Origin of the sequence: Streptomyces sp. IMTB 2501 (genome assembly GCF_001953885.1) — a bacterium.
In the GTDB taxonomy this organism is placed as follows: domain Bacteria; phylum Actinomycetota; class Actinomycetes; order Streptomycetales; family Streptomycetaceae; genus Streptomyces.
The window spans coordinates 55,258-81,278 of record NZ_MQUS01000018.1 but is presented as its reverse complement, the minus strand read 5'-3'; the positions used below and the strand labels follow the sequence as shown (position 1 = coordinate 81,278).

24 protein-coding genes and 4 pseudogenes are annotated in these 26,021 nt (G+C 72.1%); 12 read left to right on the top strand and 16 right to left on the bottom strand.

Annotated elements, in window-relative coordinates; all coding sequences use genetic code 11:
* Positions 1-185 precede the first annotated feature (185 nt).
* Positions 186-1,022: an aldo/keto reductase gene (locus tag AV521_RS28190; protein WP_076092002.1), complete on the top strand. Its 837-nt coding sequence runs from the start codon at positions 186-188 to the stop codon at positions 1,020-1,022.
* An 82-nt stretch (positions 1,023-1,104) separates the two neighbouring features.
* Here the strand turns inward: AV521_RS28190 and AV521_RS28185 are convergent, their stop codons facing one another.
* On the bottom strand, positions 1,105-1,716 hold the full coding sequence (locus AV521_RS28185; protein WP_076092000.1) for a hypothetical protein: 612 nt from the start codon (positions 1,714-1,716) through the stop codon (positions 1,105-1,107).
* A gap of 211 nt (positions 1,717-1,927) precedes the next feature.
* Here AV521_RS28185 and AV521_RS28180 point away from each other — a divergent pair, with 211 nt between their 5' ends.
* Positions 1,928-2,635 (top strand): glycoside hydrolase family 75 protein, encoded by a 708-nt coding sequence (locus AV521_RS28180; RefSeq protein ID WP_076091998.1) that lies wholly within the window; start codon positions 1,928-1,930, stop codon positions 2,633-2,635.
* 13 nt (positions 2,636-2,648) lie between these two features.
* On the opposite strand, the gene AV521_RS28175 is transcribed toward AV521_RS28180, so the two are convergent.
* Both AV521_RS28175 and AV521_RS28170 read right to left on the bottom strand, forming a co-directional pair.
* Complete coding sequence (locus AV521_RS28175; RefSeq protein ID WP_076091996.1) at positions 2,649-3,350, bottom strand: SDR family oxidoreductase; 702 nt, start codon at positions 3,348-3,350, stop codon at positions 2,649-2,651.
* Positions 3,351-3,453: 103 nt separating this feature from the next.
* Positions 3,454-4,383 (bottom strand): trans-aconitate 2-methyltransferase, encoded by a 930-nt coding sequence (locus AV521_RS28170; RefSeq protein ID WP_076091994.1) that lies wholly within the window; start codon positions 4,381-4,383, stop codon positions 3,454-3,456.
* Between the two features lie 156 nt (positions 4,384-4,539).
* On the opposite strand from AV521_RS28170, the gene AV521_RS28165 reads away from it, so the two are divergent.
* Entirely contained in the window at positions 4,540-5,304 is a 765-nt protein-coding gene (locus AV521_RS28165) for a phytanoyl-CoA dioxygenase family protein (protein WP_076091992.1), read from the top strand.
* A 35-nt stretch (positions 5,305-5,339) separates the two neighbouring features.
* On the opposite strand, the pseudogene AV521_RS28160 reads toward AV521_RS28165, so the two are convergent.
* Positions 5,340-6,377, bottom strand: a pseudogene (locus AV521_RS28160) (glycoside hydrolase family 6 protein); the annotation flags it as partial.
* Between AV521_RS28160 and AV521_RS28155 the strand changes: the two are divergent.
* Positions 6,370-6,750: pseudogene (locus AV521_RS28155) on the top strand (glycoside hydrolase family 48 protein); the annotation flags it as partial. The pseudogenes AV521_RS28160 and AV521_RS28155 overlap by 8 nt on opposite strands.
* A gap of 67 nt (positions 6,751-6,817) precedes the next feature.
* On the opposite strand, the gene AV521_RS28150 reads toward AV521_RS28155, so the two are convergent.
* The 3 genes from AV521_RS28150 to AV521_RS28140 all read right to left on the bottom strand — a co-directional run bounded on the left by AV521_RS28150 (position 6,818) and on the right by AV521_RS28140 (position 9,143).
* Positions 6,818-7,567 (bottom strand): class I SAM-dependent methyltransferase, encoded by a 750-nt coding sequence (locus AV521_RS28150; RefSeq protein ID WP_076091990.1) that lies wholly within the window; start codon positions 7,565-7,567, stop codon positions 6,818-6,820.
* 5 nt (positions 7,568-7,572) lie between these two features.
* Entirely contained in the window at positions 7,573-7,878 is a 306-nt protein-coding gene (locus tag AV521_RS28145; protein ID WP_076091988.1) for a 4a-hydroxytetrahydrobiopterin dehydratase, read from the bottom strand.
* Positions 7,879-8,009: 131 nt separating this feature from the next.
* Positions 8,010-9,143, bottom strand: coding sequence for an ADP-ribosylglycohydrolase family protein (locus AV521_RS28140; protein ID WP_076091986.1), 1,134 nt, complete (start codon positions 9,141-9,143; stop codon positions 8,010-8,012).
* 36 nt (positions 9,144-9,179) lie between these two features.
* Between AV521_RS28140 and AV521_RS28135 the strand changes: the two genes are divergently transcribed.
* The 6 genes and pseudogenes from AV521_RS28135 to narJ all read left to right on the top strand — a co-directional run bounded on the left by AV521_RS28135 (position 9,180) and on the right by narJ (position 13,275).
* A complete protein-coding gene (locus AV521_RS28135; RefSeq protein ID WP_076091984.1) occupies positions 9,180-10,013 on the top strand; it encodes a helix-turn-helix domain-containing protein in 834 nt (277 codons plus the stop codon).
* A 98-nt stretch (positions 10,014-10,111) separates the two neighbouring features.
* The gene (locus AV521_RS28130; protein ID WP_076091982.1) at positions 10,112-10,975 is read left to right on the top strand and encodes a helix-turn-helix transcriptional regulator; all 864 of its coding nucleotides are present in this window, start codon (positions 10,112-10,114) and stop codon (positions 10,973-10,975) included.
* A gap of 37 nt (positions 10,976-11,012) precedes the next feature.
* Positions 11,013-11,822, top strand: coding sequence for an SAM-dependent methyltransferase (locus AV521_RS28125; RefSeq protein ID WP_076091980.1), 810 nt, complete (start codon positions 11,013-11,015; stop codon positions 11,820-11,822).
* Positions 11,823-11,899: 77 nt separating this feature from the next.
* Positions 11,900-12,238: pseudogene (locus AV521_RS50120) on the top strand (hypothetical protein); the annotation flags it as partial.
* Between the two features lie 12 nt (positions 12,239-12,250).
* Positions 12,251-12,781, top strand: a pseudogene (narY, locus tag AV521_RS50115) (nitrate reductase subunit beta); the annotation flags it as partial.
* Complete coding sequence (gene narJ / locus AV521_RS28115) at positions 12,781-13,275, top strand: nitrate reductase molybdenum cofactor assembly chaperone (protein ID WP_076091976.1); 495 nt, start codon at positions 12,781-12,783, stop codon at positions 13,273-13,275. The pseudogene narY and the gene narJ, both read left to right, overlap by 1 nt.
* A 43-nt stretch (positions 13,276-13,318) precedes the next feature.
* Here the strand turns inward: narJ and dnaK are convergent, their stop codons facing one another.
* The 6 genes from dnaK to AV521_RS28085 form a co-directional block, all read right to left on the bottom strand.
* On the bottom strand, positions 13,319-15,187 hold the full coding sequence (dnaK, locus tag AV521_RS28110) for a molecular chaperone DnaK (protein WP_076091974.1): 1,869 nt from the start codon (positions 15,185-15,187) through the stop codon (positions 13,319-13,321).
* A 132-nt stretch (positions 15,188-15,319) separates the two neighbouring features.
* Positions 15,320-15,745, bottom strand: coding sequence for an OsmC family protein (locus AV521_RS28105; RefSeq protein ID WP_076091972.1), 426 nt, complete (start codon positions 15,743-15,745; stop codon positions 15,320-15,322).
* 66 nt (positions 15,746-15,811) lie between these two features.
* Positions 15,812-17,545 (bottom strand): hypothetical protein, encoded by a 1,734-nt coding sequence (locus AV521_RS28100; RefSeq protein ID WP_107481048.1) that lies wholly within the window; start codon positions 17,543-17,545, stop codon positions 15,812-15,814.
* A 56-nt stretch (positions 17,546-17,601) separates the two neighbouring features.
* Positions 17,602-18,663: a MoxR family ATPase gene (locus AV521_RS28095; RefSeq protein WP_076091968.1), complete on the bottom strand. Its 1,062-nt coding sequence runs from the start codon at positions 18,661-18,663 to the stop codon at positions 17,602-17,604.
* Between the two features lie 101 nt (positions 18,664-18,764).
* On the bottom strand, positions 18,765-20,858 hold the full coding sequence (locus AV521_RS28090; RefSeq protein WP_256725701.1) for a phage holin family protein: 2,094 nt from the start codon (positions 20,856-20,858) through the stop codon (positions 18,765-18,767).
* Between the two features lie 165 nt (positions 20,859-21,023).
* The gene (locus AV521_RS28085; RefSeq protein WP_076091964.1) at positions 21,024-21,455 is read right to left on the bottom strand and encodes a hypothetical protein; all 432 of its coding nucleotides are present in this window, start codon (positions 21,453-21,455) and stop codon (positions 21,024-21,026) included.
* An 85-nt stretch (positions 21,456-21,540) separates the two neighbouring features.
* Here AV521_RS28085 and AV521_RS28080 point away from each other — a divergent pair, with 85 nt between their 5' ends.
* Positions 21,541-22,314 carry an MBL fold metallo-hydrolase gene (locus tag AV521_RS28080; RefSeq protein WP_076091962.1) on the top strand — a complete coding sequence of 258 codons (774 nt, stop codon included), beginning with the start codon at positions 21,541-21,543 and terminating at the stop codon, positions 22,312-22,314.
* A gap of 14 nt (positions 22,315-22,328) precedes the next feature.
* Positions 22,329-22,940, top strand: coding sequence for a DedA family protein (locus AV521_RS28075; protein ID WP_076092139.1), 612 nt, complete (start codon positions 22,329-22,331; stop codon positions 22,938-22,940).
* Between the two features lie 28 nt (positions 22,941-22,968).
* On the opposite strand, the gene AV521_RS28070 is transcribed toward AV521_RS28075, so the two are convergent.
* From AV521_RS28070 to AV521_RS46760, 3 genes are all read right to left on the bottom strand, one after another.
* On the bottom strand, positions 22,969-24,354 hold the full coding sequence (locus AV521_RS28070) for an MBL fold metallo-hydrolase (RefSeq protein ID WP_256725700.1): 1,386 nt from the start codon (positions 24,352-24,354) through the stop codon (positions 22,969-22,971).
* Positions 24,237-25,493, bottom strand: coding sequence for an aminotransferase class I/II-fold pyridoxal phosphate-dependent enzyme (locus AV521_RS28065; protein ID WP_076091960.1), 1,257 nt, complete (start codon positions 25,491-25,493; stop codon positions 24,237-24,239). Before AV521_RS28065 ends, AV521_RS28070 begins: the two co-directional genes overlap by 118 nt.
* 212 nt (positions 25,494-25,705) lie before the next feature.
* Positions 25,706-25,966, bottom strand: coding sequence for a hypothetical protein (locus AV521_RS46760; protein ID WP_079249432.1), 261 nt, complete (start codon positions 25,964-25,966; stop codon positions 25,706-25,708).
* Between the last annotated feature and the right edge of the window lie 55 nt (positions 25,967-26,021).

The window sequence follows — 26,021 nt, the reverse complement described above, 5'->3', positions numbered from 1 at the left end:
TGCGGGACGACGGGCTCCGGTCAATGGTCTGGACCGAAAACCTCGGATGCGTTTCCGGCCAATCTCCGCCGAGGGAACTGACTGACCGGTCAGTTGAAAAGGATCGCGCGGTCAGGAATGCGGCGCGGCGCGTGATCGTTGAGGATGGAGTAACACCTGTCGACAACCTAAGGATCACGAGGCTCGTGAGCAGCAAGGTCCCCCCGATCATCCTCAACAACGGCGTCCAGATGCCCCAGCTGGGCTACGGCGTCTGGCAGGTTCCGGACGACGAGGCCGAGCGGGCCGTCGCCACGGCGCTGGAAGCCGGATACCGCAGCATCGACACCGCGGCGATCTACGGCAACGAAGAGGGCACCGGCAAGGCCATCGCCGCCTCCGGCCTGCCCCGCGAGGACATCTTCGTCACCACCAAGCTCTGGAACAGCGACCAGGGCTACGACTCCACGCTGCGCGCCTTCGACACGTCGCTGCAGAAGCTGGGTCTCGACCACGTCGACCTGTATCTGATCCACTGGCCGCTGCCGTCGCGCGGCCGCTACGTCGACACCTACAAGGCGTTCGAGAAGCTGCTGGCCGACGGCCGGGTCCGCGCCATCGGCGTGTCCAACTTCCTTCCGGAGCACCTCGAGCGGCTGCTCGCCGAGACCTCGGTCATCCCGGCGGTCAACCAGATCGAGCTGCATCCGCATCTGCAGCAGCACGCCTCCCGCGAGGTCCATGCCGAGCAGGGCATCGCGACCGAGGCATGGTCGCCGCTCGGCCAGGGCAAGGGCCTGCTGGAGGTGCCGGCGATCGTCGCCATCGCCCAGAAGCACGGCCGTACGCCGGCCCAGGTCGTGCTGCGCTGGCATGTCCAGCTCGGCAACATCGTGATCCCGAAGTCCGTGACACCGTCGCGGATCAAGGAGAACATCGAGGTCTTCGACTTCAGCCTGGACGTCGAGGACCTCGCGGCGATCAGCGCGCTCAACGAGGACCGGCGCCTGGGCCCCGACCCGGCCACCTTCGACATGGCCTGACGCCCGCCACACACCGCACGGCCGTCCGCCCCGCCCGCACAGAGCGGGGCCGACGGCCGTCCGCAGTCTCCGGCGCCGTCGCTCAGTCGCCCCGTACGTCCGCGTGGACGACCTCGAACTCCTCCAGGGCGACCACCGTGATGTGCGCCTTGGCCGCACCCTCGCGCCGCACCGAAGCCTGACCGGCCCGGGACGCCGCGAGTGAGCCACGGTTGGCGAAGAGGACACCGGCCATGCCGCGGCCGCGTTCACGGTCCAGGAAGAGGGCCGCCCCGGCGAAACCGGGCAGGACCTCCAGCCGCGGCAGCACGCCGGCGTGGAAGGTGTCGGCGGCGAGGTCCGCGTCCGCCGGCGCGAACTCCAGCCGGGTGACCCGCAGCCCGCCGCCGGGGAGGGTGCGCTGCCCCGGGTGGAAGACGACGGCCTCGTAGTTCTCGACCGCGACGGTCCCAGCGAAGGGCTCAAGCAGCTCCGGCCGCCGTACGCTCATCACCTCGTCGCTGTTGCGGCGCGCCTCCGCGGACTCCCACCAGCTGACCGTGAGCAGTTTTCCGAGGTCGCGGTCGACGAAGACCCCCGCGCCGCGGTAGCCGGGCCGCTCCTCCAGCAGGTCGTGCCCCTGGGTGTTCAGGGCCCGGAGGGCCGTGCCCAGCTGCGCCGGATCACCGGTCGCGTACACCGTTCGTACGAACATGCCCCTCGCCTCCCGGAGCCGTGACCGTATCGGCCGACGGCGGCAGGTATATACGGAAAAGTCGCTTTCTTCAGTCTTGCCATCACTACAAATCACCGCAATACGCACAGGATTCGAGAGTTCGCAACCGGAGACTTGACGGGGACATGCACACGGGTCCACGGTGTTCGGCACTGGTAAGGAAACTTTCCTAACAGAAGGGCCCCCACCCGTGCGCCTTCGTACCCTGACCCTTGCCGCCACCTCCGGTGCCGCACTGCTCGCCGCCGGAGTGCTGCCCGCACACGCGTCCGCCGGCACTGCGGCGCGGACCGCCCCGGCCTCCGCCCAGGAGGGCTCGGTCAGCGCGGCCGACCTGCTCGCCAAGGTGACGTCCTGTTCGCAGATATCGAACGGCAAATACAAGACCGACGACGAGACGCCGGCCACGGTCCCCGTGTGCGGCAAGAACGGCGCGGTGTTCTGGAAGGCCGACATGGACATCGACTGCGACGGCCAGACCACCACCAACTGCAACAGCAGCCGCGACCCCTGGTACCAGAACGACACCGCCTTCCACCAATCCGACGGCAAGCCGCTGAAGGCGGAGTCGCTGCCGTACGTCGTGGTGCCCAGCGCCAGCAGCATCTGGAACTACGCCGGCGCCGGCATCAAGGGCGGCGGCGTGGTCGCGGTCATCTACAACAACAAGGTGGAGTACGCCGTCGTCGGCGACACCGGCCCCACGAAGATCATCGGCGAGGCGTCGTACGCCACCGCCAAGGCGCTCGGCATCGACCCCGACCCGAAGACCGGCGGGGCCGACTCCGGCGTGACCTACATCCTGTTCAAGAACTCCAAGGTCTCCCCCATCGAGAGCCACAGCGCCGCGGTCTCCCTCGGCGACCAGCTGGCCAAGCAGTTCCTGGCCAACAACTGACCTGTGCCGTACGTCAGTTGGGCTGACCAAGCGGGCGTACGACCACGGTGTTGACGTCGACCCCGGCCGGCTGCCGGATCGCCCAGACCACCGAGTCGGCGATCTGGTCGGCGGTCAGCAAGCGCCCCGGAGGCAGGCTGCCGAGGCCGTCCCAGAACGGCGTCTCCACCCGGCCGGGGGCGACCAGCGTCACTCCGATCCCGAACTCCGTGACCTGGCGCCGGGTGTTCTCGGCGAGCCCGGTGACCGCCCACTTGGTGGCGCCGTAGAGGTTGCCCGGGGTGTTCACGAACCCGGCGACGCTGCCGACGAGGACGATCCGGCCCCGTGTCTCCTTCAGCGCCTCGACGGAGGCCCGGATGAGCAGGGCCGGGCCGAGGACGTTGGTGAGCGCCATCTCGCTCCAGCCGGCCGGATCGCCCTCCGCGACGGTGTCGTGGGTGGCGAAGCCGGCGTTGGCGACGACTGTGTCCAGTCGGCCGTATGCCTTGAGCGTACGGCCGACAGCATCCTGTATGTCGTCGAAGGCCGACGCGTCACCGGCGACGGTCAGCAGTTCGCCAGGATCGCCGAGCCCGTCGGCGAAGTCCCGCAACCGGGCTTCGGTACGGCCGGTGACGGTGACCCGGTGACCGGCGGCCAGCAACTGCCGGGCGACGGCGGCGCCGATGCCGGTGGCGCCGCCGGTGATGAGTGCGACCGGAGAGTCGTTCATGTGAGATCCCCCTGGGTGATGACGAGACGGGGAGTTCATCACTTGGAGCACTCTCCAAGTCAAGTGCGGGCGCAGGTACGGCGGCTCGCGGCGGCGGCCTCCGTCAGACCGGTCGTACGGCCCGGTGCACGGTGTGTGCCGTCAGGAGGAAGACGTCGGGGCGCCGGTGGACGCTGCCGGGATCGGCGGGGTCGACGAGACGGTCGAGGGTGGCACGGTCCTCCGCGTCCAGGGCGTCTGCGTGGATCTCCCGGGCACGGGTGAGCGCGGCGACGACGAAGGCGCGGGCCCGGTCCGGAACGGGCGCGGGCACGTCGAGGAGGAAGCTGCGGCTGCCCGTGTGCTTCAGACCGGCCGCGGACAGCAGGGCGGGCCAGTCCTCGGTCTCCGCGACCGCGCCGGGCAGTTCGGCGCGCATCCGGGCGAAGCGCTCCTCCTGGGCCACGTCGAGGCGGGCCTGCAGTCCGGGACGGCCGAAGCCGATCTCGCGGGGCAGACAGCGGCTGGGCAGGCCGCCCTCCAGGACGGCCAGCGTGCCGCCGGGGGCGAGCCGGGCCGCGAACGCGGTGAGCGCGGCCTTCTGGTCGCCGAGGTGGTGCAGACTGCGGCTGGCCCACAGCAGGTCCGCCGGGTACTCCAACTCCTTGAGGGATTCCGGCAGTTCGCCGGCGAGGGTGTCGAAACGGTCGGCGACACCCTGCCGGGCGGCCCGGGCACGGGCGCGCTCCAGGAGCGGTTCCGAGGCATCGGCGGCGACCACTCGTGCGCCGGGGAACGCCTCCGCCATCAGACACGCGACGACCCCCGGCCCGCTGCCCGCGTCCACGATCAGGCCGGGCTCGGTCACCTCCTTGCCCAGCCAGGCCAGGGCGCGCGCGTAGGCCGGGCTGTGCACCTCGGCCTCCGCCTCCAGCAGCGCCGCCAAGGCGGCCCAGTCGACATCGCCGCCGTGGCCATGACCGTGTCCGTGGTCGTGGCCTTGGTGTGCCGAGTGCCCGTGGTGGTCCTGGTGGCCGTGGTGGTCGTGTGTCATGGGGATCAGCCTCTCGCTCGGATGCGGCCAGCGTGCGACGGCTCACGGGCGCACGCCACTTTCGTTGCCGGTGCCGCAAAAAATTGCCGATACGGCAACGCCGTGCGGCAAAAAATATGGTGCGCGCGAGCGAGGACGGAGCAACCATGTCGTTCCATGGACGACGAACTGGTGCGGCGCTTCCTTGCGGACGGCTTCGTGAAGATCGAGGGCGCTTTCCCTCCGCGTGTCGCCGCGGACTGCGCACAGCTGCTGTGGCGGGAGACGGGGTACGACCCGGACGACCCGGACACATGGAAGGAGCCGGTGGTACGGGTGGACGGCATGGCGCAGGGGCCGTTCGCCGCTGCCGCCAACTCCCCTGCTCTGCATGAGGCGTTCGACCTGCTCGTCGGCGAGGGACGGTGGGAGCCGCGGTATTCGCTGGGCACCTTTCCGCTCCGTTTCCCGCATCCGGAGGAGCCGAACGACGCGGGCTGGCACATCGAGGGCAGCTATCTCCCCGAGGGCGAGCAGTGGTACTTCGCCAACCTGCGCTCCAGGGACCGCGCCCTGCTGATGCTGTTCCTGTTCAGCGACGTGACCGAAGCCGACGCCCCGACCCTGATCCGGGTCGGCTCGCATCTGGATGTGCCGACGCTGCTGGAGCCGTACGGCGAGGCGGGGGCCTCCATCCTGGAACTCGGCCCCCTGCTCGACCGGGCCTCGGCCCACCGCCCGCTCGCGTACGCCACCGGCCGCCCCGGCGACGTCTATGTGTGCCATCCCTTCCTGGTGCACACGGCCCAGCCGCACCACGGCACCCGGCCCCGCTTCATGGCGCAGCCGCCCCTGCTTCCGGTGCTGCCGCACGAACTGGAGCGGTCCGACGGGTCGTACTCGCCGGTGGAACAGGCGATCCGCCGGGGCCTCGGCCGATAGCGGCCCGGCCCCGGCGGACGGTCACCGCGCCGGGGTCACGACAGCGGCGGGTAGGCGTTCTGCATCAGTTGCTGGAACTGGGCGGAGAACCAGTGTCCGGACAAGGGCGCGTTCGGCAGGGCGCCGGACATGTTGTAGTTGTTGCGGGCGTTGCCCGTGTACGTCGGGTCGCACATCCGGTCGAAGCCCTTGCCCTCGTCGTTGGGGACGGCGGTGCTGGAGCCGTCGGACTCCCCCGGCGGCTTCATCCACACATAGGCGTCGATGCCGGGCGCCGGGTCGGCCTGCGGGCGTTCGCCGAAGCCGGCACCGGCCTGGTTGCACCAGTTGCCGACGTGGATCCGGCGGTCGTAGCGGCCGCCGTCGACATAGGTGTCCACGCTGGTCCTGGGGCCGGGTCCGGTCGGGCGGGCGGTGCCGTCCCAGCCGTCGCGGGAGGTGTCGATCAGCATGCCGATGCCGGAGTTGAAGCCGACCGAGACCAGCTCGTTGCGGAAGGCCTGGGCGAAGGACAGCTCGTCGACGTACCGGTTCCAGTCGACCCATTTCGACTGGCGCACCGAGGTGCCGTTGACGGTGTCGCCGATGGTGAAGTTGCCCTCCTTCAGGGCGCTGTAGTCGGCCGTGTTGGTGATCAAGCCCTGTACATCGTCCACAGTCGCCCCTTCGCTGGTGGCCGCCTGCTTGAACACGTTCGCGGCGGCGGCGAAGTTGTCGTCCCAGCCGAGCCAGCCGTGGTGGCCGGCGTCGAGGTAGTTGTAGACGTTCGGGATGGCGCCGAGCTTGGCGAGGGCGTAGCCGACGCCCTTCACGTAGTTGCCGTTGGCCAGCATGGTGTTGCACGCGTCCGTGGCGGTGGCCCGGCTGCCGGTGTTGGTGACGAGGTTGGGCAGCGAGTCGATCTCGATGGTGGTGACGATCCTGAGGGAGGCGTACTTGGGGTCGGCGAGGATCGCCGCGACCGGGTCGATGAACTGTGTCCTGTACTTGTCGATCTCGGTGGGCCCGAGCTCGCCGTTGGAGGCGAGGGCGGCGCAGTCCCGCCCTGGCAGGTCGTAGACGACCAGCCGGACGCTGACGTACTACGGCGCCAAGTCCGGTGACGCGACGGCGAAGTCGACGGCGAAGGCGCTGCTGGACGGCATGTGGGACAACTACCGGGACAGCCTGGGCATCGCCGTCCCCGAGACCCGCAGCGACTACAGCCGGTTCGGCGACAGCGTGTACGTGCCGAGCGGCTGGAGCGGCACGATGCCGAACGGCGACGCGATCGATTCGTCGTCCACGTTCACCTCGCTCAGGTCCTTCTACAAGAACGACCCGGCCTGGTCGAAGATCGAGACCTACCTCAAGGGCGGCGCCGCGCCCGTCTTCACGTACCACCGCTTCTGGGCCCAGGCGGACATCGCCCTGGCCATGGGGTCGTACGCGGAGCTTCTCGAATAGCGGGTACGTCGGCACCTCAGGGGCGCCGGACGAGGCCGGCGCCCCTGAGCGCTGCCTTCCGGCGCTTTCAACCCGCCGCCGGCTTCCGGTACGCGCGCACCGCGAACACCGGGTCGGGGCGCGGGAGGTCCTGGTCCGGGAGGCGGGACAGGCGGGCGGCGAACTCCTCGGTGCGCGGCTCTCCCGGTGGCAGCAGCGTGAACCAGCCGCGGCGCAGGTCGGCGATGGTGGCGCGCGGGCTGCGGCCCTGGCCGACGCCGGGGAACACGGTGTCGCCGGCCGGCCGGAGACCGTGCCGGGCGGCGTGCCCGGTGACGGTGGCGGCGGCGTCCTGGGCGGTGCGGCGGGGACGGGGGGCGAGGACGGCGTCGATGTCGCTGCCGACGTCGTGGGCCGAGGCCTTGTCGACCGTGGTGACATAGACACCGCCGGGGCGCAGCACGCGGGCGCACTCGGCGACGATCGCGCGGACGTCCTCGGGGTCGTCCAGCAGGTGCAGCAGCCAGATGCTGGTGACCGCGTGGAAGGTGCCGGTGCGGAAGGGCAGCCGGCGGCTGTCGGCCCGTACGATCGCGCCGGGCAGCCGGGCCCGCGCCCGGCGGATCATGGCGGCGGTGAGGTCGGCGCCCGTCACCCGCAGCCCGGGGCGGCCCGCTGCCAGGCGGCGGGTGACGATGCCGGTGCCGCACGCCACGTCGAGGAGATGGCCGCGCCCTTCGGGGATGAGGCCGAGAACCGCTCGGGTGGCCGCCGAGGCACGGGCCTCGCCGCCCCGGGACGCGTCATAGGCGTCGGCTTCCTTGTCGTAATCGAGCACGCGCCTCAGTGTGCGCCGTGACCTGGGGCGATGTCCTCCACCCTGTGGGCGAGCGCGAAGTCCTTCACGGTGAGTGCGCCGCCCGCGCTGTGTGTGTGGACGCCGAGGGAGACGGTGTTGTAGCCCAGGGTGAGGTCGGAGTGGTGGTCCAGCTCGTCCTGGACGGCGGCGATGTGCATGACCAGCGCCGCCGCCGCGACATGCGAGCCGAGGCGGTAGGAGCGGGTGAGCCGGTCCCCCTCCACCGACCAGCCGGGCAGCTCCGCCAGCCGGTCCTCGATCTCCTTCTGCGACAGCGGTTCTACGGCCATGGCCGGATCTCCCTTCGAGACTGCGGACGGCGGAGTACGGAGACGGGTGCGGGTGTGGGTACGGCTACGAGGTCAGCCTGCCACGCGGGCCACGCTCGTACCCCGGCTCGTACTCCGCCGCGAGGCCGTCCTCAGCCCCGCACGCACTCCGCCGCCAGGTCGTCGGCGAGTGCGGCGATGCGGGCCCGGCCCTCCACCTGGGCCACCCAGCTGTGCGGCAGGCCGGTGTCACCGTGCAGCGTGCCGAGCAGGTTGCCGCAGACGGAACCGGTGGAGTCGCTGTCGCCCGAGTGGTTGACGGCCAGCAGCAGCGCCTGCTCGGGGCGGGGCTCGGCGAGCGCGCAGTAGACGCCGATGGCGAGGGCCTCCTCGGCGACCCAGCCCGCGCCGAGGGACTCCACCTTCTCGGCCGTCGGTGCCCCGCCTTCGGCGAGGTCCAGGGCGGCGCGCAGGGCGGCCGTGGTCTCCGTGTGGCCGGGGTGCCGCTCCAGCAGCCGCAGCGTGCGCAGCACCGCGCCCTCCAGGGAGTCTCCGGCGACGAGGTGGGCGACGATCGCGGCGAACGCTCCGGCCGCGTAGTAGCCGGTGGGGTGACCGTGGGTGATCTGTGCGCCCCGCGCCGCCATGGCGAAGGCCCCCTCGGCGGTGTTGACCAGGCCGAAGGGGGCCGAGCGCATGACCGTGCCGCAGCCCTTGGAGTCGGGGTTGACCTCGCCGGGCGTGCCGTCGAGCGGGAGCGCGGGGTCGGGCGCGTACATCTGGGCGACGCCGGACAGGCAGGCGTTGCCGGGGGCGCGGCGGGAGTACAACCAGGCCTCGGTGACCAGGCCTCCGGCCTGTACCCCGGCCTGTACCCCGGCCGGTGTGCCTGGCTGGGCCTGGGTGACCGGGCCGGGCTTGGACTGGGTTTCCAGCCAGCGCTCGTAGGCCTGGCGCAGCAGCTGGGACCAGGCGCCGCCGATGCCCTTCGCGCGTTCCCGTGCGTGCGCCTGGATCAGGGCCTCGACGGTGAACAGGGTCATCTGGGTGTCGTCGCTGATCAGACCGACCGCTCCGTGCGCGCCGGGGACGAGACCGGTGGCGCCGCGTGCGCCGTACGTGGCGCGGATCCGGTCCAGGGAGGAGAACTCCACGGGGTAGCCGAGGGCGTCACCGAGCGCACCGCCGAGCAGACAGCCGCGGACCCTGGCCCGGTACACGGCCGCGGCCTGCAGGTGCATCTGACGGGACGACGCCGGCCATGGCAGCGCCAACGGCTCGTGCATGGGATTCTCCGCAACTCCTGGACTACGGTCGGATGTATGACCATTGTCGCCGCCGCCCCTTCCCCGTCCGCCACCGCCCCCGCCGACGGCAAGGGCGTCGGCCCGCTGCTACGCGCCTGGCGGGAGCGGCGCCGGGTCTCCCAGCTGGAGCTGGCGCTGCGCGCCGACTCCTCGGCCCGGCACATCAGCTTCATCGAGACCGGCCGGTCCCGGCCGAGCGAGGAGATGGTGCTGCGGCTCGCCGAGCATCTGGACGTGCCGGTGCGGGAGCGCAACTCCCTGCTGCTGGCGGCCGGTTACGCCCCGCACTACCCGGAGACCCCGCTGGACGATCCGGCGCTGGACGCGCTGCGCGAGGGCATGGAGCGCCTCATCCAGGGTTACGAGCCCTACCCGGCCCTGGTGGTCGACGCGGGCTACACGGTCGTCGCCGCGAACCGGGGTGTCACACTGCTGCTGGAGGGCGTGCCGGAGAAGCTGATGGCACCGGCGCCGAACGCGATGCGGCTGACCCTGCACCCGGAGGGGATGGCGCCGCGCATCCGCAATCTGCGCGAGTGGCGCGGGCATCTGCTGGCGCAGATGGAGCGGCAGATCGCCCTGCGGCGCTCGGACCAGCTGCGCGCCCTGTACGAGGAGGTGGCCGCCTACCCGGTGCCCGAGGACGCGCCGGACGACGAACCGGCCGAGCCCGTCGCGTACTTCGCGCTGCCGCTGCGCATCGAGCACGACGGCCGGGTCCTGTCGTTCGTGTCGTCGATCTCCACGTTCAACACGCCGATGGACGTCACCGTCGCCGAACTCGCCATCGAGACGTTCCTGCCGGCCGACCCGGCGACCGCCAAGTACCTGCACGCCTTGGCCGGTTGACCGCACCTCCGCGCCTCCTGATCCCCTCGGAACCGTGTGCGAAGGGGGATCACATGGCAGACTGCCGGGGTGTCGCGGCGCGGAGGGGAGGGCGTGGCATGAGTGAGCGGCGGGCTGCGCCCACCGTGGGCCAGGTGGTGCTCGGCAAACGGCTGCAGGAGCTGCGCGAGGCGTCGGGCCTCAGCCGGGAGGAGGCCGCCCGGGTCCTCAGGGTGGCGTCGGCGACCGTACGGCGGATGGAGATGGCCGAGGTCGCACTGAAGATCCCCTACGTGCAGGTGCTGCTGGACACCTACGGGGTGGCCGAGGACGAGGCGGCCGCGTTCGTGCGGCTGGCCGAGGAGGCGAACCAGCCGGGCTGGTGGCAGCGGTTCCACGACGTGCTCCCGGACTGGTTCAGTCTGTACGTCAGCCTGGAGGGCGCCGCCCGGATCATCCGCTCCTACGAGCCGCACTTCATACCCGGTCTGCTGCAGACCGAGGACTACGCGCGGGCGGTGCTGGAGGCCGGGACGATCGGGCAGGCCTCGCCCGGCACCGTGGAAAGGCATGTGTCGCTGCGTATGGAGCGCCAGCGGCTGCTGGACCGGGACGACCCGCCCCACCTGTGGGTGATCATGGACGAGACGGTGCTCCGGCGCCCGGTGAGCGCACGGCCCGAAGTGCTGCGGGACCAGCTGGACAAGCTGCTGGAGTACGCCGAGCGGGACCGGGTCACGCTGCAGGTCGCCGAGTTCGCGGCGGGCCCGCATCCGGGGACGTACGCACCGTTCACGCTGTTCCGGTTCGCCGAGCCGGAGCTGCCGGACATGGTGTTCACCGAGTACCTGACCGGCGCGCTGTATCTGGACTCCCGTCGTGAGGTCGCCGCGCACCTGGAAGTGCTGGACCATATGACGGCGCGGGCCGCGTCGACGCAGCGCACGCGGACCCTGCTGCGGGAGTTCCGCAAGACCTTGTGACATTCCGTCCGGATCGACCCATGGGGGAACACATCTGATGACCGCACCCGATGCCGTGCCAGGACCGATCGACACCAGCCGTCCGCATCCCGCCCGGGTGTACGACTGGTGGCTGGGCGGCAAGGACAACTACCCGGTGGACGAGGAGCTGGCGCGGAAGATCCTCGCCGCGGACGGCACGGCGGTGCGCGGGGCGCGGGCCAACCGCCGGTTCATGCACCGGGCCGTCCGGACGGCGGCCGAGGCCGGGGTGCGGCAGTTCCTGGACATCGGCACCGGGATCCCGACCGAGCCCAATCTGCACCAGGTGGCCCAGGGCGCGGCCGCCGAGTCCAGGGTGGTGTACGCGGACAACGATCCGATCGTGCTGCGGCACGCTGAGGCGCTGCTGCACGGCTCGGCCGAGGGCGGCACGGACTACATCCACGCCGACGTCCGCGACCCGGACACCATCCTGCGCCAGGCCGGTGAGTCCCTGGACTTCTCCCGGCCCGTCGCCCTGTCCCTGGTGGCGCTGACCCACTATCTGTCGGACGCCGAGGACGATGTGTACGGCCTGGTCGAGAGGTACGTCCGGCATCTCGCGCCGGGCAGCTTCCTGATCCTGTCCCAGGTCACGCAGGATCTGAGCCCCGAGGGGGTGGCCCGGGCGGCCGAGCTGTTCCGGCACAGTGGCACGCCCTTCCACCCGCGTACCCTGCCCGAGTTCTCCCGCTTCTTCACCGGCCTCGACCTGCTGGGTCCCGGCGTCATCCCGGTGTGCGGCTGGCGCCCGGACCCGGAGGACGTGACGGCCCAGGCGGAAGGGGTCGTACCGGTGTACGCGGGGGTGGCGGTCAAGCCGTGACCCGTACGGGTCTGTGAAAAGGTGCGCTCCCGGGCTCGCCCCTAGGTTTGACCACGGGGTGAGCCGAGGGAGCGCACGTGACCGACACGCAGACACGGCCCAAGGAACCCGGCGCGGCCGTCCTGTCCGTCGCCCGTTTCTTCCGGCCCGGCACGCCCGTACCCGACCTGCACGCCAAATACGGCATCGCCACCTGGGAGACCCAGGAGACGGACCGTCCCTCGGTGAGCCCGGACCGCCCGGAGTACGAGCCGCGGTGCTGCCTGCGCGGCGCCCCGTTTGCGCGCGGCAAGGGCGGCCTGATACCGGCGAGTTGGGACGCAGCGGTGGAGATCGTCGCCGCCGCACCGACGCACACCTTCAGGACCTGCCGCCCGGACAGCATCGCCGGGTTCTCGCCGTTCCCGGCTATGGCGGAGGCCCGCTGTCCGCTGCATCCGGAGTACCGGACGATGCCGGTGGCCTGGTACATCCCGCCGCCGTCACCGGTGGTGGACTCGCTGAGCGGGAGCGGGAGCGGGCACGACGGGGAGGACGCGGAGAACCTGTCCGGCGCGATCGACACGCTGCGGATCTCGCCGGAGAAGCTCCCCGCGATGCGCTCCCACATGCGGGCGCTCAGCCTCGGTGAGGAACCGGGCGCGTCCGTCGTCGCCGCTGCCGGGATGAAGCCCGAGGAGAGCGAGGCGATGTACCGGCTGCGGGCCGTCGCCGAGTGCGAGGACCGGTGCGTCATCCCGACCGCCACCGTCGGCGACGCCCGCCGTCCGGAGGAGACCGCGATTTCGGGGCTCCGCGCGGGCTGCAGCCTCGATCACGACGGCGGGCCCGGCATGGGCGACGGCCCGTTCGGCCAGGACTCCGGGCGCCGGAGCCTGCCGCTGGTGTCCGTGGAGAACTTCCACAGCCTGCGCAGACGGCAGACCTCCAACGACCCGGCCGACGCCAAGGAGATCTGATGCCCTCGGACGCGGTGCTGTACCAGGCGGCGGCGCTCTGCCTGACCTACCCGGACAACGACCTGATCGCCCGGCTGCCGCTGCTGCGCGAAGCCGCCCCGCAGCTGCGGACGTTCACCGATCATGCGGCGGTCACCCCGGCACGCGAGCTGGCCGCGCACTATGTGCGGGTCTTCGACTTCGAGAACCGGCACAGCCTGTACCTGAGCCGGTGGCACGACGGCGACTCCCGCGGGCGGGGCATGTCCCTGGTCCGCTTCAGGGACGTCTACCGCAAGCACGGCCTCAAGTTCAGCGACGAGGAGCTGCCGGACTTCCTGCCGGCGGTGCTGGAGTTCACCGCGCGGACCGGCGACACCAGCCTGCTGACCGAATACCGCGACGGGCTGGAGCAGTTGCGCGCCCGGCTGACCGACTACGGCACACCGTATGCAGCCGTCCTGGACGCGGTGTGCGCCACACTGCCGACTGCACACACCGGGGCGCAGCCGTGACGACCGTCCTGTGGGGCGCCCTGCCCTACATCGCCTCCCCCTGTCAGGCCGCGCCCCCCTTGGTGTCCTTGTCCTCGTCCACGATCTCCGCGTCCACCACGCCCTCCTCGTCGCCAGGGGTGCCCCCGCCCGTGGCCGGGCCCGGTTCGCCGCCGGTGGAGGAGGCGTTCGCGTACATGGCCTGGCCCATCTTCTGACTGACGGTGGCGAGTTTCTCGACGCCGGTACGGAGTTCGCCGGTCTCCGCGTTCCGGTCCAGGAGCCCTTTGAGTTCCGTGGCCGCTTCCTGGACCTCCGACCTGGTGTCGGCTGGGATGCGGTCCTCGTTGTCGCGCAGGAACTTCTCGGTCTGGTAGACGAGTTGCTCGGCCTGGTTGCGGGTCTCGGCGGCCTCGCGGCGGTTGCGGTCCTCCTCGGCGTACTGCTCCGCCTCCCGCATCATGCGGTCGATGTCCTCCTTGGGCAGCGCGGATCCGCCGGTCACCGTCATCTTCTGTTCGCGTCCGGTCGCCAGGTCCTTCGCCGAGACGTGCATGATCCCGTTGGCGTCGATGTCGAAGGCGACCTCGATCTGCGGGACGCCGCGCGGGGCGGGCGGCAGCCCGGTGAGGTCGAAGACACCGAGCTTCTTGTTGTAGGCGGCGATCTCGCGTTCGCCCTGGTAGACCTGGATGCCGACCGAGGGCTGGTTGTCGGTGGCGGTGGTGAAGATCTCCGAACGGCGCGTCGGGATCGTGGTGTTGCGTTCGATGAGCTTGGTCATGATGCCGCCCTTGGTCTCGATGCCGAGGGACAGCGGGGTGACGTCGAGCAGCAGCACGTCCTTGACGTCGCCGCGCAGGACACCGGCCTGGAGCGCCGCGCCGACGGCGACCACCTCGTCGGGGTTGACGCCCTTGTGCGGGTCCTTTCCCGTCAGGTCACGCACCAGGTCGGTCACCGCGGGCATCCGGGTGGAGCCGCCGACGAGGATGACGTGGTCGATCGCGGACAGCTGGATCCCGGCGTCCTGGACGGCCTGGTGGAAGGGGTTCTTGCAGCGGTCGAGCAAGTCGGCGGTCAGCTCCTGGAACTGAGCTCGTGTCAGCTTCTCCTCCAGGTGCAGCGGGCCCTCGGCCGAGGCGGTGATGTAGGGCAGGTTGATCGTGGTCTCCGAGGACGACGACAGCTCGATCTTGGCCTTCTCGGCGGCCTCCCGCAGTCGCTGCACGGCCATCTTGTCGGCGCCCAGATCGATGCCGTAACCCCCCTTGAAGCGCTTCACCAGGTGCTCGACGACCCGCTGGTCCCAGTCGTCGCCGCCGAGGTGGGTGTCGCCGTTGGTGGCCTTCACCTCGATGACGCCGTCGCCGATCTCCAGCAGGGACACGTCGAAGGTGCCGCCGCCGAGGTCGAAGACCAGCACGGTCTGCTCCTCGCCGCGGTCCAGGCCGTAGGCGAGGGCGGCGGCGGTCGGTTCGTTGATGATCCTGAGCACCTTGAGGCCCGCGATCTCGCCGGCCTCCTTGGTGGCCTGCCGCTGGGCGTCGTCGAAGTACGCGGGTACGGTGATCACCGCGTCCGTGACGTCCTCGCCGAGGTAGGCCTCCGCGTCCCGCTTCAGCTTCTGCAGGACCCGCGCGGACAGCTCCTGGGCGCGCAGCCGGGTGCCGTCGACGGAGCCCTGCTCGGGGAAGCGCCAGCCGGCGTCGCCCATGTGCCGTTTCACCGAGCGGGCCGTGCGCTCCACATTCGTCACGGCCTGCCGTTTGGCGACCTCGCCGACCAGCACCTCCCCGTTCTTGGCGAACGCCACCACCGACGGTGTGGTCCGCGCACCCTCCGCGTTGGTGACGACGGTGGGCTCGCCGCCCTCCAGGAGGGCGACCACCGAGTTCGTCGTCCCGAGATCGATCCCGACCGCACGTGCCATGGTTCGTCCCCTTCCGCCAGGGCGTCACTATCAGCAGAAAACGTGCGTACGGCGCTGTCAATGCCCCAGCGGCCGGGAACGGCGATGCCGCGCCCCCCGACCTGGGACGCGGCATCCGGGGACGTACGATCGTCAGGCCAGCTCGGCCGTCAGGGTGATCGTCGTACCGGCCAGGGCCTGGCTGACCGGGCAGTTCTTCTTGGCGTCCTCGGCGGCCGAGGCGAAGCCCTCGGCGTCCAGTCCGGGCACCTCGCCGCGCACGGTGAGGTGGATGCCGGTGATGCCCTCGCCGGGCTGGAAGGTGACGTCGGCCTTGGTCTCAAGCCGGGTGGGCGGGGTGCCGGCGCCGGCCAGGGCGTGCGAGAGGGCCATGGAGAAGCAACTGGAGTGGGCGCCGGCGATCAGCTCCTCGGGGCTGGTCTTTCCGTTCGCGTCCTGGGAGCGCGAGGCCCACGTGACCGGCTGCTGGGCGATGCCGGAGGAGTCGAAGGTGACGACGCCGTTGCCCTCGAGCAGGTTGCCTTCCCAGACGGTGTGTGCGGTGCGCGTGGTGGCCACGATGGTTCCTTTCGCATGGGATCCCGTTACGGGGTTTTCCGTGTCCCTATCCGATCACATCCGGGCTCATCGCACCCTGAAGACCGGCCCACGCGGAGTGAACGGGAGGTGACGTCCCTGCGGGATCAGATAGGCGTGCTCGCGGCGCACCCGCAGCACGTCGCACCAGCCGTCGGTGATCACCAGCAGCGGTGCGGCGGGCGGGAAGTCCTCGGCCCGGTGCAGCAGGTCGACACCGGGCTGCAGGACGGTGCCGCCGCGCCCGTGCACCCGTACCCGGCCCGCGATCTCGGTGACCGGGAGATAGCCGGCGTCGTGCGGGGCGGCGTCGCAGAAGACCACGCGGGCGGCCGGTACGTCCCGGGCCTCGGCGTACGAGGCGATCGCGCCGAGCGCCTTGCCGAGGAGGGTGCGGTCCATCGAGCCGGAGGTGTCCAGGACCACCCCGAAGGTGCAGCGAGCTACCTCCTCGGGCGGGAAGCAGCGGCCCGCGCGCGGGATGTCGGGGGTGGAGGCCTGGCGGCGGGCGGGGCGGGCGTACGACCGTACGGGCTCCGGGCGCGGCACGAACTCGTCGAACCAGCGGGCGAGCCGGGCGTCCCAGGGCAACGGCGGATGGCTGAGCGCGCGGATCTCCTCGATGAGGCCGCCGGGCAGGAAGCCGCGCTCCTGCGCCTGGTGCAGGTCCAGGCCGCGGCTGAGGCCACGCCGGTAGAACTCGTCCAGGTCGACGTAGTCGCCGGGCGGGCCGAGCGGGGCGCCGAGGACGTCACCGGTGCCCTTGCCGCGCAGGGTGGCCAGGCGCCGGATGCGGCGCAGGTCGCCGGCGAGGCGGTCGTAGACCTCCTCGGCGGACAGGCCGGTCAGCTGCGGGTCGTGCAGCAGGCCCTCCGGCATGGTGCCGACCCGCATCTCGACCAGCCAGCCGTTGATCACGTAGTCGCAGGCGACGTTGAACAGGTAGGGGTCGCGGGGGCCGCAGCGGTCGCCGTGGCGCAGCGCGGCGTGCAGCATCTCGTGGGCGAGGATGAACCGCCACTCCTCGTCGTCGAAGGTGCGCAGCGGGTTGATGTAGATCTCGCCGGCCGCCGGGTCCACGGCGGCGACGGCGATGCCGTGGGCGCGGGCGAGTTCGGCGTCGGCGACCAGCTTGATGCCGGCGGCGATGCCGCCGAGCAGCGGGTAGGAGGAGACGAACCAGCCGAGGGCCCGCTCCCAGGGGCGCCGCGGGAGCCGCTCGCCGTCCAGGGTGTCCCGGCGGCCGCCGGCCATGTCCATCGCGGCGGAGACGGTGCGGGTCAGCGCCGTGGCGAAGGCGAGCTGCCGGTCCGGGACCGGGCCCTGCCAGGCATGCCATGCGGTGAGCACCTGGTCGGGGGCGCCGCCGGCGGTGCCGCAGCGCTCGTAGGCGGGCGGCAGGCCGTGGGCCCGCCAGCGCGCGGCGAGCCGCTCCTCGTCCCCGTCGGGGTAGCTCGTGGGCAGGTCCTCGGGGGTGGTGCCGACGGGGAATCCGAGCAGGAAACGGTTGACGACGACGCAGCGGGCGGCGAGGTCGTACCGGTCGGGCTGCTCGCGCGGCCCCTTGGCGGCCGGGACGTGCCCGAATCCGAGGTGGAGGGCGGCGTGCGCGAGGGCCCGGGCCCAGGCGCCGGGGTCGGCGGTCCGGTCGGGGTGGGCGTGCACGGTGGCGTCGGAGTCGACGACGAGGAGACCGCCCTGCGGGGCAAGGTCGCAGTTCTCGCTGCGGCACACGCCGAACTCGACGGCGGCGAGCGCCGGGTTGGCCCTCAGCAGCCGCATCCCCTCCGCGAACGCCTCCCCGGCCAGGTCGCGTTTCTTCTTCTGCGGGGTACGGCTCACCGCCGGGCCTCCACCAGCCGGGGCATGTCACGAGCGGCCTCGACCAGGAACCATGAGGGCAGCACGGGGTTGCCGTCGTCGCCTGCTGCGATGACGGTCTGGGCGACCTCGACGGAGATCTCGGCGAGTTGCACCAGCAGCGACTTGGCACGGTAGGCGACCTGCCGGCCGTTCGCCGACATGTGCTCCTTGACGGCGGGCAGCTCCTTGACGAGCCGGCCGCGGAACGACTCGGCGAGGTAGTACAGCAGGTCGCGGTCCTGCAGGCGGTGCGGCCAGCGGGCGTCGCCCCTGAGGATCGCCTCGATCCCGAACCGGCTGCGGACGACCTTGACGTAGCCGCAGAACGCCGTCGCGTGTGCCGGGGTGAGCGTGCCGTGCGCGAGGACGGTCAGGGTCGGCTCGTCGAGGTCGGGCCCGAAGGAGTGCAGGGCGTCGGAGAGCATGTGCCAGGAGCGGGGGGTGGAGAACGGTTCCTCGGTCTTCGGCGGCTTGGACCACAGGTGGTCGGGCCGGTCGGTGAGGTGGTCCAGGATCCAGGGATGGATGCCGTTCCCGGCCGCCCAGGCGAGCCAGTCCGTGGCAGAGACCTCAAGATGCACATGGGCGAGCCGGTTGACCAGGGCGGAGGCGAGCGGCCGGGCGAGGGCGTTGTCGGTGGCCCGGTTCCCGGCGCCGATGACGATGGACCCGGCGGGCAGCTCGTAGTTCCCGATACGGCGGTCGAGGATCAGCGAGTAGAACGCCTTCTGCACATCCGGGGTGGCCGCGTTCAGCTCGTCCAGGAACAGGCAGTACGGCTCGTTACGGGCGATGGCCTCCGGCGGGCAGAACACCGAGCGCCCGTCGCGGATCTGCGGAACGCCGATCAGGTCCTCGGGCGCGAGCTGCGTACCGAGCAGACTCACGCATTCCAGTCCGAGCGAGTCGGCGAACTCCCGTACCAGGGACGACTTTCCGATGCCGGGGGCGCCCCACAGGAACACGGGCCGGACGGTGGCGAGGCCGAGGAGGAGTTCGGGGACACGGGCGGGAGTGACGGTGACGGCAGCCTGCAACGCGGAGCATCCTTGGGGGTTTTCGAGCGATGTACGACTCGATCAGTGTGGGTGTCCGGCGCGGTGGGCGCAGCCGATTTTCCGGCGGCCCGCTCTTCCTCTCAGGCGGCCCGCTCCTCCTCGGCGGCATCGGTGAGCGGGACCTGGGGGCCGTTCAGCTCGCGCAGCCAGCGGCGCAGCACGCGGTGGACGTGCTCGGCGCCGGTGAGTTCCGTGCCGCCGTCGACCGGTGCGGACAGCTCCAGCGGCGAGAGCAGGAACGGGTGGGACTGGGCGCCGCCGAGACCGCCGTGGGAGCCGATCTGCTCCTCGAAGGCGAGGACCTCGCCGTCGGCCGGGTCGTGCGCCGAGTTCACCATGATGTCGGCTGTGTGCGGGAAGGAGTGGGTGCGGCGGACCGCGTCGGCGGCACCGGCGCCGAAACGGGCCAGCGGGCCCGGCTCGGCGTCGAGCCGGGCGAGCGGGATCTCGGCGCCGTGGGCGCCCAGCACCACGCCGCCGTGCTCCGCGCTGCGCACCAGCAGGAAGCCGATACCGGGGTGGTTGGCGAGGGTGGTGAGCAGGGCGGGGTGGCGGGCGTCGATCTCCTCCTTCGTCATGCGGTGGGGCACGTGCGGGAAGGAGACCAGGCCGAGGTTGCCGGAGGCGAGCACGATCGGCTCGGAGCCACGGTCGGGGCGGCGCCGCTCGCCCTTCTCCTCCACGGGCCGGCGCAGCGCCGCCCGGACGGCGGCGCGGGCCTCGGCACCACTGTGGGTGTGCTCGGCCCGGCGCGGCACAGGCAGCCCGCAGCCGGCCCTGACGAGGTCGCCGAGGGTGAGTCCGTAGCGCGCGTGGAAGGTCTCGCCGGGGCTCTGTCCATGGTCGGAGAGAACGACGAGGCGGTACGGGCGGGGGGCGTGCTCGGCGACCCGCTGGAGGAGGGCGAGGCACCGGTCGAGGCGCCGCAGGACCTTCTCGGCGTCCCGGCTGCACGGGCCGGAGTGGTGGGCGACCTCGTCGTAGGCGACCAGGTCGGCGTAGACGGCGGTGCGTCCGGCGAGCATGTCACCCATCACCGCGGCGACGACGACGTCCCGCTCGACGACGGTGGCGAAGGCGCGGACGAGCGGATACAGGCCCCCGCGGCCCACCCTCGGGCGTTGCCCCCGCAGCCGGGCCCGGGTGGACTCGCCGATCTCGCGGGCCACCTCGGCGACGAAGGACAGGGCGGTGCGGACGGCGCCCGCGGGGTCGGAGAAGTAGGCGAAGTACCCGGCGCGGGAACGGTTCTCGCGGCTGCGGCGGCGGGCCGCGATGGACAGCACGAGGGCCTGTTCACCGGCGCCGCCGCTGAACAGGTTTCCCCGGCTGGCGCCGTCCACGGTGAGCAGTCCGCCGTCGCCGGTATGCGCTGTGGCGCGCCGCTGCAGGTCGGCCGCGCTCGTCGGCCGATTGCACACCATCACCTCCCCGCGGTCCTTCTCGTACCAGCGGAAGGCCGGCACGTCGAAGGTGCTGCCGTGCAGGATCCCGAGCTGGCTGGCACCGGTCTGGCTGGACCAGTCGGTGCGCCAGGGAGTGAGGCGGTGGGTGGGCCGTGGACGGCGGCCGGTCGGCCGTATGCCCTCGGCCGTCTGCCGTACGGCGTCCGCGCCCAGCCAGTGCGCGACCGTCGGCATCAGCCCCTTGCGGACCGCGTCCATCAGGACGTCGTGACCCACGCCGTCGAGCTGGACGAAGACCAGTCCGGTGGTGGTGGGGCAGGGCGGGTCGGATCTGCGGCGGCGGGCGGCGAGGCGGTGCAGCCGGCGCCGGTAGGTCTCGTCGTCGCGTACGGCGAGGGCCGCGCCGGTGGCCGAGGCCACGGCGGACATCACCGCGGCCACGATGACGGCGGTCTCGGGGGCGGCCGCGCCGCGGCCGGAGGGGGTGATGCGCAGGGCGAGCAGCAGCAGGGAGCCGTTGAGGAAGAAGACCAGCAGGCCGAGCACGAGGGCGGGCACGAGCAGCAGGAGCCTGACCAGGAGTGGCCAGACCACGGCCGACAGCACACCGAAGGCGCCGGCGCCGCAGGCGGCGGTGACGGCGATACGGGTGGCGCTGTCACCGTCGGCGGACTGGAGCTGGAAGTCGGGCAGCAGCGCGGCGAGGACCAGCATGGTGAGGGTGGAGACCGCCCATACGGCGATGCTCCGCCCGATCTGACTGACCATCCGCCGCCACCGCATGCCTCGCACGCCCCGTACACCTCACGTCCCGGCCCTCCCCCGCCTCGGCAGCAAGGACCCGTCTCGCCTCGTCGGCCCTGCGGGCCGCCCTCCACCCTGTCATACCGGCGAGATGGGTTCAGGTGGGTTCAGTTGGGTTCGGCCGGGGTGTCAGCGGCCGTCGTAGCCGGCCGTCGGCATGGACAGGCGGCGGTGGACGCGGGCCTTCATCTGGGCGTCGTACGACGGTTCGGCCCGGCCTACGGTCTCGACGCGTACGCCGCGGCGCGCGCACTCGGCGGTGAACGCCTCCACCGAGGACAAGGCCCGCCGCAGCACGCGCATGCTGGGGGCGACGAAGACGTCCACGCCGGGCCGGACGCCGTCCCACAGTGCGCCGTGGTCGAAGCGGAGTCCGCCGACCAGAAGTTCCCTGGCGATGACGTAGCCCCGTTCGGCTGCCCAGCGGGCGCACATGGCGTGCTGGCTGCGGGAGTCGACGAGGAACGGGTCCGCTTCCAGTTCCTCCAGCGGCGTCAGGCTCGCGATCGCGGTGACCCGCACCGTCGTGGGCACGTCGGAGGAACCCCGCAGCTGTCCCATGGCGTCCCCCCTCACCTCCGGGTTTCGTCGCCGACCCTACTCCTGCCCGTAGGCTTCGGGGAGTCGCGTGAAGGAGGCGAAGAGGGTGCCGGTGGAGATCACCTGGTGGGGTCACGCCACCTGCACGGTGCAGGACGCGAACACACGGGTGCTCACCGATCCCCTGTTCGCCCGCAGGCTGGCCCATCTGCGGCGGCGCCGGGGTGCCGTGCCGCCGGCCGGGGCGCGCCTCGCGGACGTGGTGCTCGTCTCGCATCTGCACGCCGACCATCTGCATCTGCCCTCGCTGGCCGGCCTCGCCCAGGGCACACGCCTGCTCGTACCCCGGGGCGCACCACGGGCGGTACCGGGACTGCGCCGGCTGCGACAGCTGCGCGTGACCGAGGTGGTGCCCGGGGACGAGGTGCGGATCGGTGAGTTGCTGGTGCGGGTGGTCCCGGCGTCGCACGACGGGCGGCGGCTGCCGGTGGGGCCGCACCGTTCGCCCGCGCTCGGCTATGTCGTCGAAGGCGAGGCGCGGACCTATTTCGCCGGGGACACCGGGCTGTTCGACGCGATGGCCGAGCAAGTCGGGCCGGTGGACGTGGCGTTGCTGCCGGTGGGGGGCTGGGGGCCGTACCTGGGTGCGGGGCATCTGGACGCGGAGCGGGCGGCCCGGGCGCTGGCGCGGCTGGCGCCGCGGGCCGCGGTGCCGGTGCACTACGGGACGTACTGGCCGATCGGGATGGACGCGGTGCGTCCGCACGAGTTCCATGCGCCGGGTGACGAGTTCGTACGGCTGGCGGCCGTGGCGGCGCCGGAAGTGGCCGTGCACAAGCTGGGGCACGGGGAGAGTGTGCGGCTGGAGGTCGCGCGGTGAGATGGCCGGCCTCCGTGGCGTCGCTCGCCGCCTCCACGTCGACCGTGCCGCCGGAGTCGACGCAGCAGGCGATCGGTTATCCGTCGTTGTTTCTGCTGGTGCTGATCGGGGCGCTGGTGCCGGTGGTGCCGACCGGGGCGCTGGTGAGTTCGGCGGCGGTGGTGGCGTTCCATCAGACGGCGCCGTTCTCGCTGGCTCTGGTGTTCGTGACGGCTTCGCTGGCCGCGTTTCTGGGAGATGCGGCGCTGTACTGGCTGGGGCGGCGCGGGATGCGGTCGCGCAACGGGTCGCGGTGGCTGGAGGCGATACGGTCCAGGGCTCCGGAGGCGCGGCTGGTGTCGGCGCGGGAGAAGCTGGCCCAGCACGGGGTTGCCGTGCTGGTGTTGTCCCGGCTGGTGCCTGCCGGTCGTATTCCGGTGATGTTGGCGTGTCTGATGGCCGACTGGCCGTCGCGGAGGTTCGTGCGGGGGAATCTGCCCGCGTGTCTGGCGTGGGCGGCCACGTATCAAGTGATCGGGATTCTGGGGGGTTCGTTGTTCGAGGAGCCCTGGGAGGGGGTTGTGGTGGCGGTCACGCTGACCTTGGTGATCAGTGCGATGCCAAGTGTGGTGCGGCGGGTTCGGTAGCGCCGTCGCAGGTGCGGTCGTGTTCGGGCTACCGGTCTATCGCGCCTTCTCGCGCCCGCGCGGCGGCAGCCGTGTGTCGGGCAGAGCCCCGCGCTCCTTCCGGGGCGCTCCACTCCAGCGCCTTTGATCCGCCGACCGGCAGATCCCACAGGTCGTCCCGCTCCAGCCCCGCCTGCTCCCAGGCCGCCCGCACTCTCGTGAGCGGTTCCAGGACCGGTTCTGCCGAGAGGACGAAGGTGCCCCAGTGCATGGGGGCCATGCGGCGGGCGCCTGCGTCGAGGGTGGCCTGGACCGCTTCCTCGGGGTCGCAGTGGACGTCTTTGAGCCACCAGCGGGGGTCGTAGGCTCCGATGGGCATGAGGGCGAGGTCGATGCCGGGGTAGCGGCGGCCGATGCGGGAGAACCAGTGGCCGTAGCCGGTGTCGCCGGCGAAGTAGAGGCGCTGTCCGTCGGCGTCGGTGAGGACCCAGCCGCCCCAGAGGCTGTGACAGGTGTCGGTGAGGGTGCGCTTGGACCAGTGGTGGGCGGGGACGAAGTCGAAGCGGACGCCCGCCCGTCGCCCGCCACCACCGTCGGCCGAGGCGCCTGCGGCGCCGCCCCTTGGATGCAGTTCGGCGCCCTCCCACCAGTCCAGCTCGGTGACATGGGTGAAGCGCCGGCGGCGGAACCAGCGGCCGAGGCCCGCCGGTGCGAACACCGGGGTGTCCCGGGGGAGTCGGCGCAGCGTGGGGGCGTCGAGGTGGTCGTAGTGGTTGTGGCTGATGACGACGGCGTCGATGCGCGGCAGGGTGTCCCAGGGGACGCCGACCGGGGTGATGCGGGCCGGGGTGCCGAGGATGCGGCGGGACCAGACGGGGTCGGTGAGGACGGTCAGGCCGCCGATCCGGACGACCCAGCTGGCGTGTCCGACCCAGGTGACGGCGAGGGTACGGGTGTCGACGCGGGGCAGCGGGGCGGGTTCGCAGGGCAGCCGCGGGATGCCGGCAAGACCTCCGGGACCGGGGCGTACGGCGCCTTCGCGGGCGAAGCGGGCGAGGGCTTTGAGGCCGGGCAGCGGGGCGGTGAGCCGGTCGTGGAACGTCCGTGGCCACACGCGGTGTTCGCCGAGGGGACGGAGCTCGGCCAGCGGTGGGAAAGGGGGTGCCGTGGGGGCCGGTGCGAGGGTGGTGCGGGGCGGTGCGGTCGTCGTGGCCGACGTGGTGGTCGTTGCCGGTCCGGGCTCGTACGTCTCGGGCTCGTACGTCGCCGGCTCGTACGTCTCTGGTTCGTGTGCCTCGGGCTCATGCGTCTGCTGCGTCATCGAGGAGGCTCCCATCGCTGAGCGTCGTCGCGGAGATCGTCGAGGACCGACGTCAACGAGGTCAACGCCCGTTGCACGTGTGGCAGTTCCAATGGTGCGGATGAGGTGAGGCATTCCATGCGTTCCTCGCCCGTGCCGCCGAGCAGGGGGCCCGTGGCGAGTCGTACGCGCAGTGCCCCGAGGTCGTCGCCGAAGCGGTGGCCGCCCGGTGCGGGCATGCCGAGCCGGGCGGTGAGGAGGTCCTCCAACTCCTGTGCGTCGCCGACGCCTTGCGCGGCGAGGGGTTCGCGCAGCGGGCCGAGGTCGGCGTACAGGTGGCGGCCGGCCTGCGGGGGGCGGGCGAGCGCGCCGGCGGCGACGACGGCGGCGTGCGCGGCGGCGGCCACGCGCGCGTGCAGCCGTACGGTGGCCTCGCGGCGCTCGGTGACGGGCGGGGGTTCGTCGAGGGCATAGCCGGCGGCCGCGGCGACGGGTGCGGCGATGCGGGCATCGAGTGCGGTGAGGATGTCGAGCACGCGCGCGTGGAGGTGCCGTCCGGGTTCGGTGGCCGGAAAGCGGGCGACGGCGGCGGGCCAGCCGGGCGGCAACAGGGATCCGGCGAGGTCGGTGACGACGGTGACCTGGTCGGGACGCATCTCGGCGGGGCTGAGCAGGACGGTGTCGTGGGGGCGGTGCAGGGTGTCGCGCCAGGTTTCGTCGCTGACCAGGTGCAGTCCCTCGGCGGTGGCGGCCTCGATGGTCTCGTGCAGCAGTTCGGGCGGGGCGACGGTGGCCGTGGGATCGTCTGCGACGGAGAGCACGAGCAGCCGGGGTTCGCCGCCCTCGGCGCGGACCCGGCGGACGGTCTCCAGCAGGGCGTAGGGGTCGGGGACGCCGCCGCTCTCGGCGGGAGTGGGCACATGGAAGACGGGCCGGCCGAGCAACCGGGCGTACGGCGCCCACCAGGCGGCGCAGGGTCGGGGGACGAGGACGTCGGCGCCGTCTCCGGCGAGCGCGGCGGTGACGGCGAGCAGCAGCGCGGGGGCGCCGGGGCCGGCAGCCACGTGGTCGGGGACGGTGGGCAGCCCGCGCCGGGTCCAGTAGCCGCAGGCCGCTTCGAGGAGGGCGGGGGCACCACCGACGGGCTGGGCGCCGGCGCGGCACGCCGCGGCGGCGAGTACGGCGGTGAGGTCGGGGAGTACGGGGAGGCCGTCGTCGGGCAGGTGTGGGCCGTAGCGAACCGGGCCGTGGCCCTCGGGGTCCGTCCGCCGCATGTCCGCCTCCGCAGTCCTGGTGCCGGGTGCCGCCGGTCCGGGCCGGGGCGGCCGGGGCGGGATGTGTCGTCGTGGGCTGCTGTGTGGTGTGTGTTCCTGACTGGGGGTCGTGGCCTGTGGTGTCGGTCGGTGTGGGGTCCGGCTGCCGGTGTTCCCGTGAGGGTGTGTACCCACCGAACGGCCCGGCATGGGAGTGGCCTGTTGTTGCCCGGTCACACGTCCGTGGGCCGGGCTCCCGCGGCGCGCCGACGGCCGTACAGCCGGTAACCGGCTCCGCCGCAGGCCGCGGCCATACAGGCGGCTCCGGCGGCGAGGGCGGGGACCGAGTCGGTGAAGCTGCCTCCGACGCCGGCCTCGACTCCGTGTTCCGCGGGCGGCGGGTGTTCCGAGGTGCCCGGGTCGCAGCCGTGGGTACCGTGGTCCTGCCGGTCGCCGGGCTTCCCACAGGTGTGGCCATCGTCGGGGCACGCCATGCTGCCGGTGCAGTCGTGACCGTTGCCGTGACAGGCTCCACCGCCGGCACATCCA

What these genes read in the sequence shown, in the direction of transcription:
- AV521_RS28145 (WP_076091988.1), bottom strand. Translation starts at nt 7,878, where the DNA reads ATGGCCGTAGAACCGCTGTCGCAGAAGGAGATCGAGGACCGGCTGGCG.
- AV521_RS28185 (WP_076092000.1), bottom strand. Translation starts at nt 1,716, where the DNA reads ATGTTCGTACGAACGGTGTACGCGACCGGTGATCCGGCGCAGCTGGGC.
- AV521_RS28100 (WP_107481048.1), bottom strand. Translation starts at nt 17,545, where the DNA reads ATGCGGCTGCTGAGGGCCAACCCGGCGCTCGCCGCCGTCGAGTTCGGC.
- AV521_RS28135 (WP_076091984.1), top strand. Translation starts at nt 9,180, where the DNA reads ATGACCATTGTCGCCGCCGCCCCTTCCCCGTCCGCCACCGCCCCCGCC.
- AV521_RS28140 (WP_076091986.1), bottom strand. Translation starts at nt 9,143, where the DNA reads ATGCACGAGCCGTTGGCGCTGCCATGGCCGGCGTCGTCCCGTCAGATG.
- AV521_RS28175 (WP_076091996.1), bottom strand. Translation starts at nt 3,350, where the DNA reads ATGAACGACTCTCCGGTCGCACTCATCACCGGCGGCGCCACCGGCATC.
- AV521_RS28090 (WP_256725701.1), bottom strand. Translation starts at nt 20,858, where the DNA reads ATGGTCAGTCAGATCGGGCGGAGCATCGCCGTATGGGCGGTCTCCACC.
- AV521_RS28170 (WP_076091994.1), bottom strand. Translation starts at nt 4,383, where the DNA reads ATGACACACGACCACCACGGCCACCAGGACCACCACGGGCACTCGGCA.
- AV521_RS28130 (WP_076091982.1), top strand. Translation starts at nt 10,112, where the DNA reads ATGAGTGAGCGGCGGGCTGCGCCCACCGTGGGCCAGGTGGTGCTCGGC.
- AV521_RS28070 (WP_256725700.1), bottom strand. Translation starts at nt 24,354, where the DNA reads ATGCCTCACCTCATCCGCACCATTGGAACTGCCACACGTGCAACGGGC.
- AV521_RS46760 (WP_079249432.1), bottom strand. Translation starts at nt 25,966, where the DNA reads ATGGCGTGCCCCGACGATGGCCACACCTGTGGGAAGCCCGGCGACCGG.
- narJ (WP_076091976.1), top strand. Translation starts at nt 12,781, where the DNA reads ATGCCCTCGGACGCGGTGCTGTACCAGGCGGCGGCGCTCTGCCTGACC.
- AV521_RS28085 (WP_076091964.1), bottom strand. Translation starts at nt 21,455, where the DNA reads ATGGGACAGCTGCGGGGTTCCTCCGACGTGCCCACGACGGTGCGGGTC.
- AV521_RS28165 (WP_076091992.1), top strand. Translation starts at nt 4,540, where the DNA reads ATGGACGACGAACTGGTGCGGCGCTTCCTTGCGGACGGCTTCGTGAAG.
- dnaK (WP_076091974.1), bottom strand. Translation starts at nt 15,187, where the DNA reads ATGGCACGTGCGGTCGGGATCGATCTCGGGACGACGAACTCGGTGGTC.
- AV521_RS28065 (WP_076091960.1), bottom strand. Translation starts at nt 25,493, where the DNA reads ATGCGGCGGACGGACCCCGAGGGCCACGGCCCGGTTCGCTACGGCCCA.
- AV521_RS28125 (WP_076091980.1), top strand. Translation starts at nt 11,013, where the DNA reads ATGACCGCACCCGATGCCGTGCCAGGACCGATCGACACCAGCCGTCCG.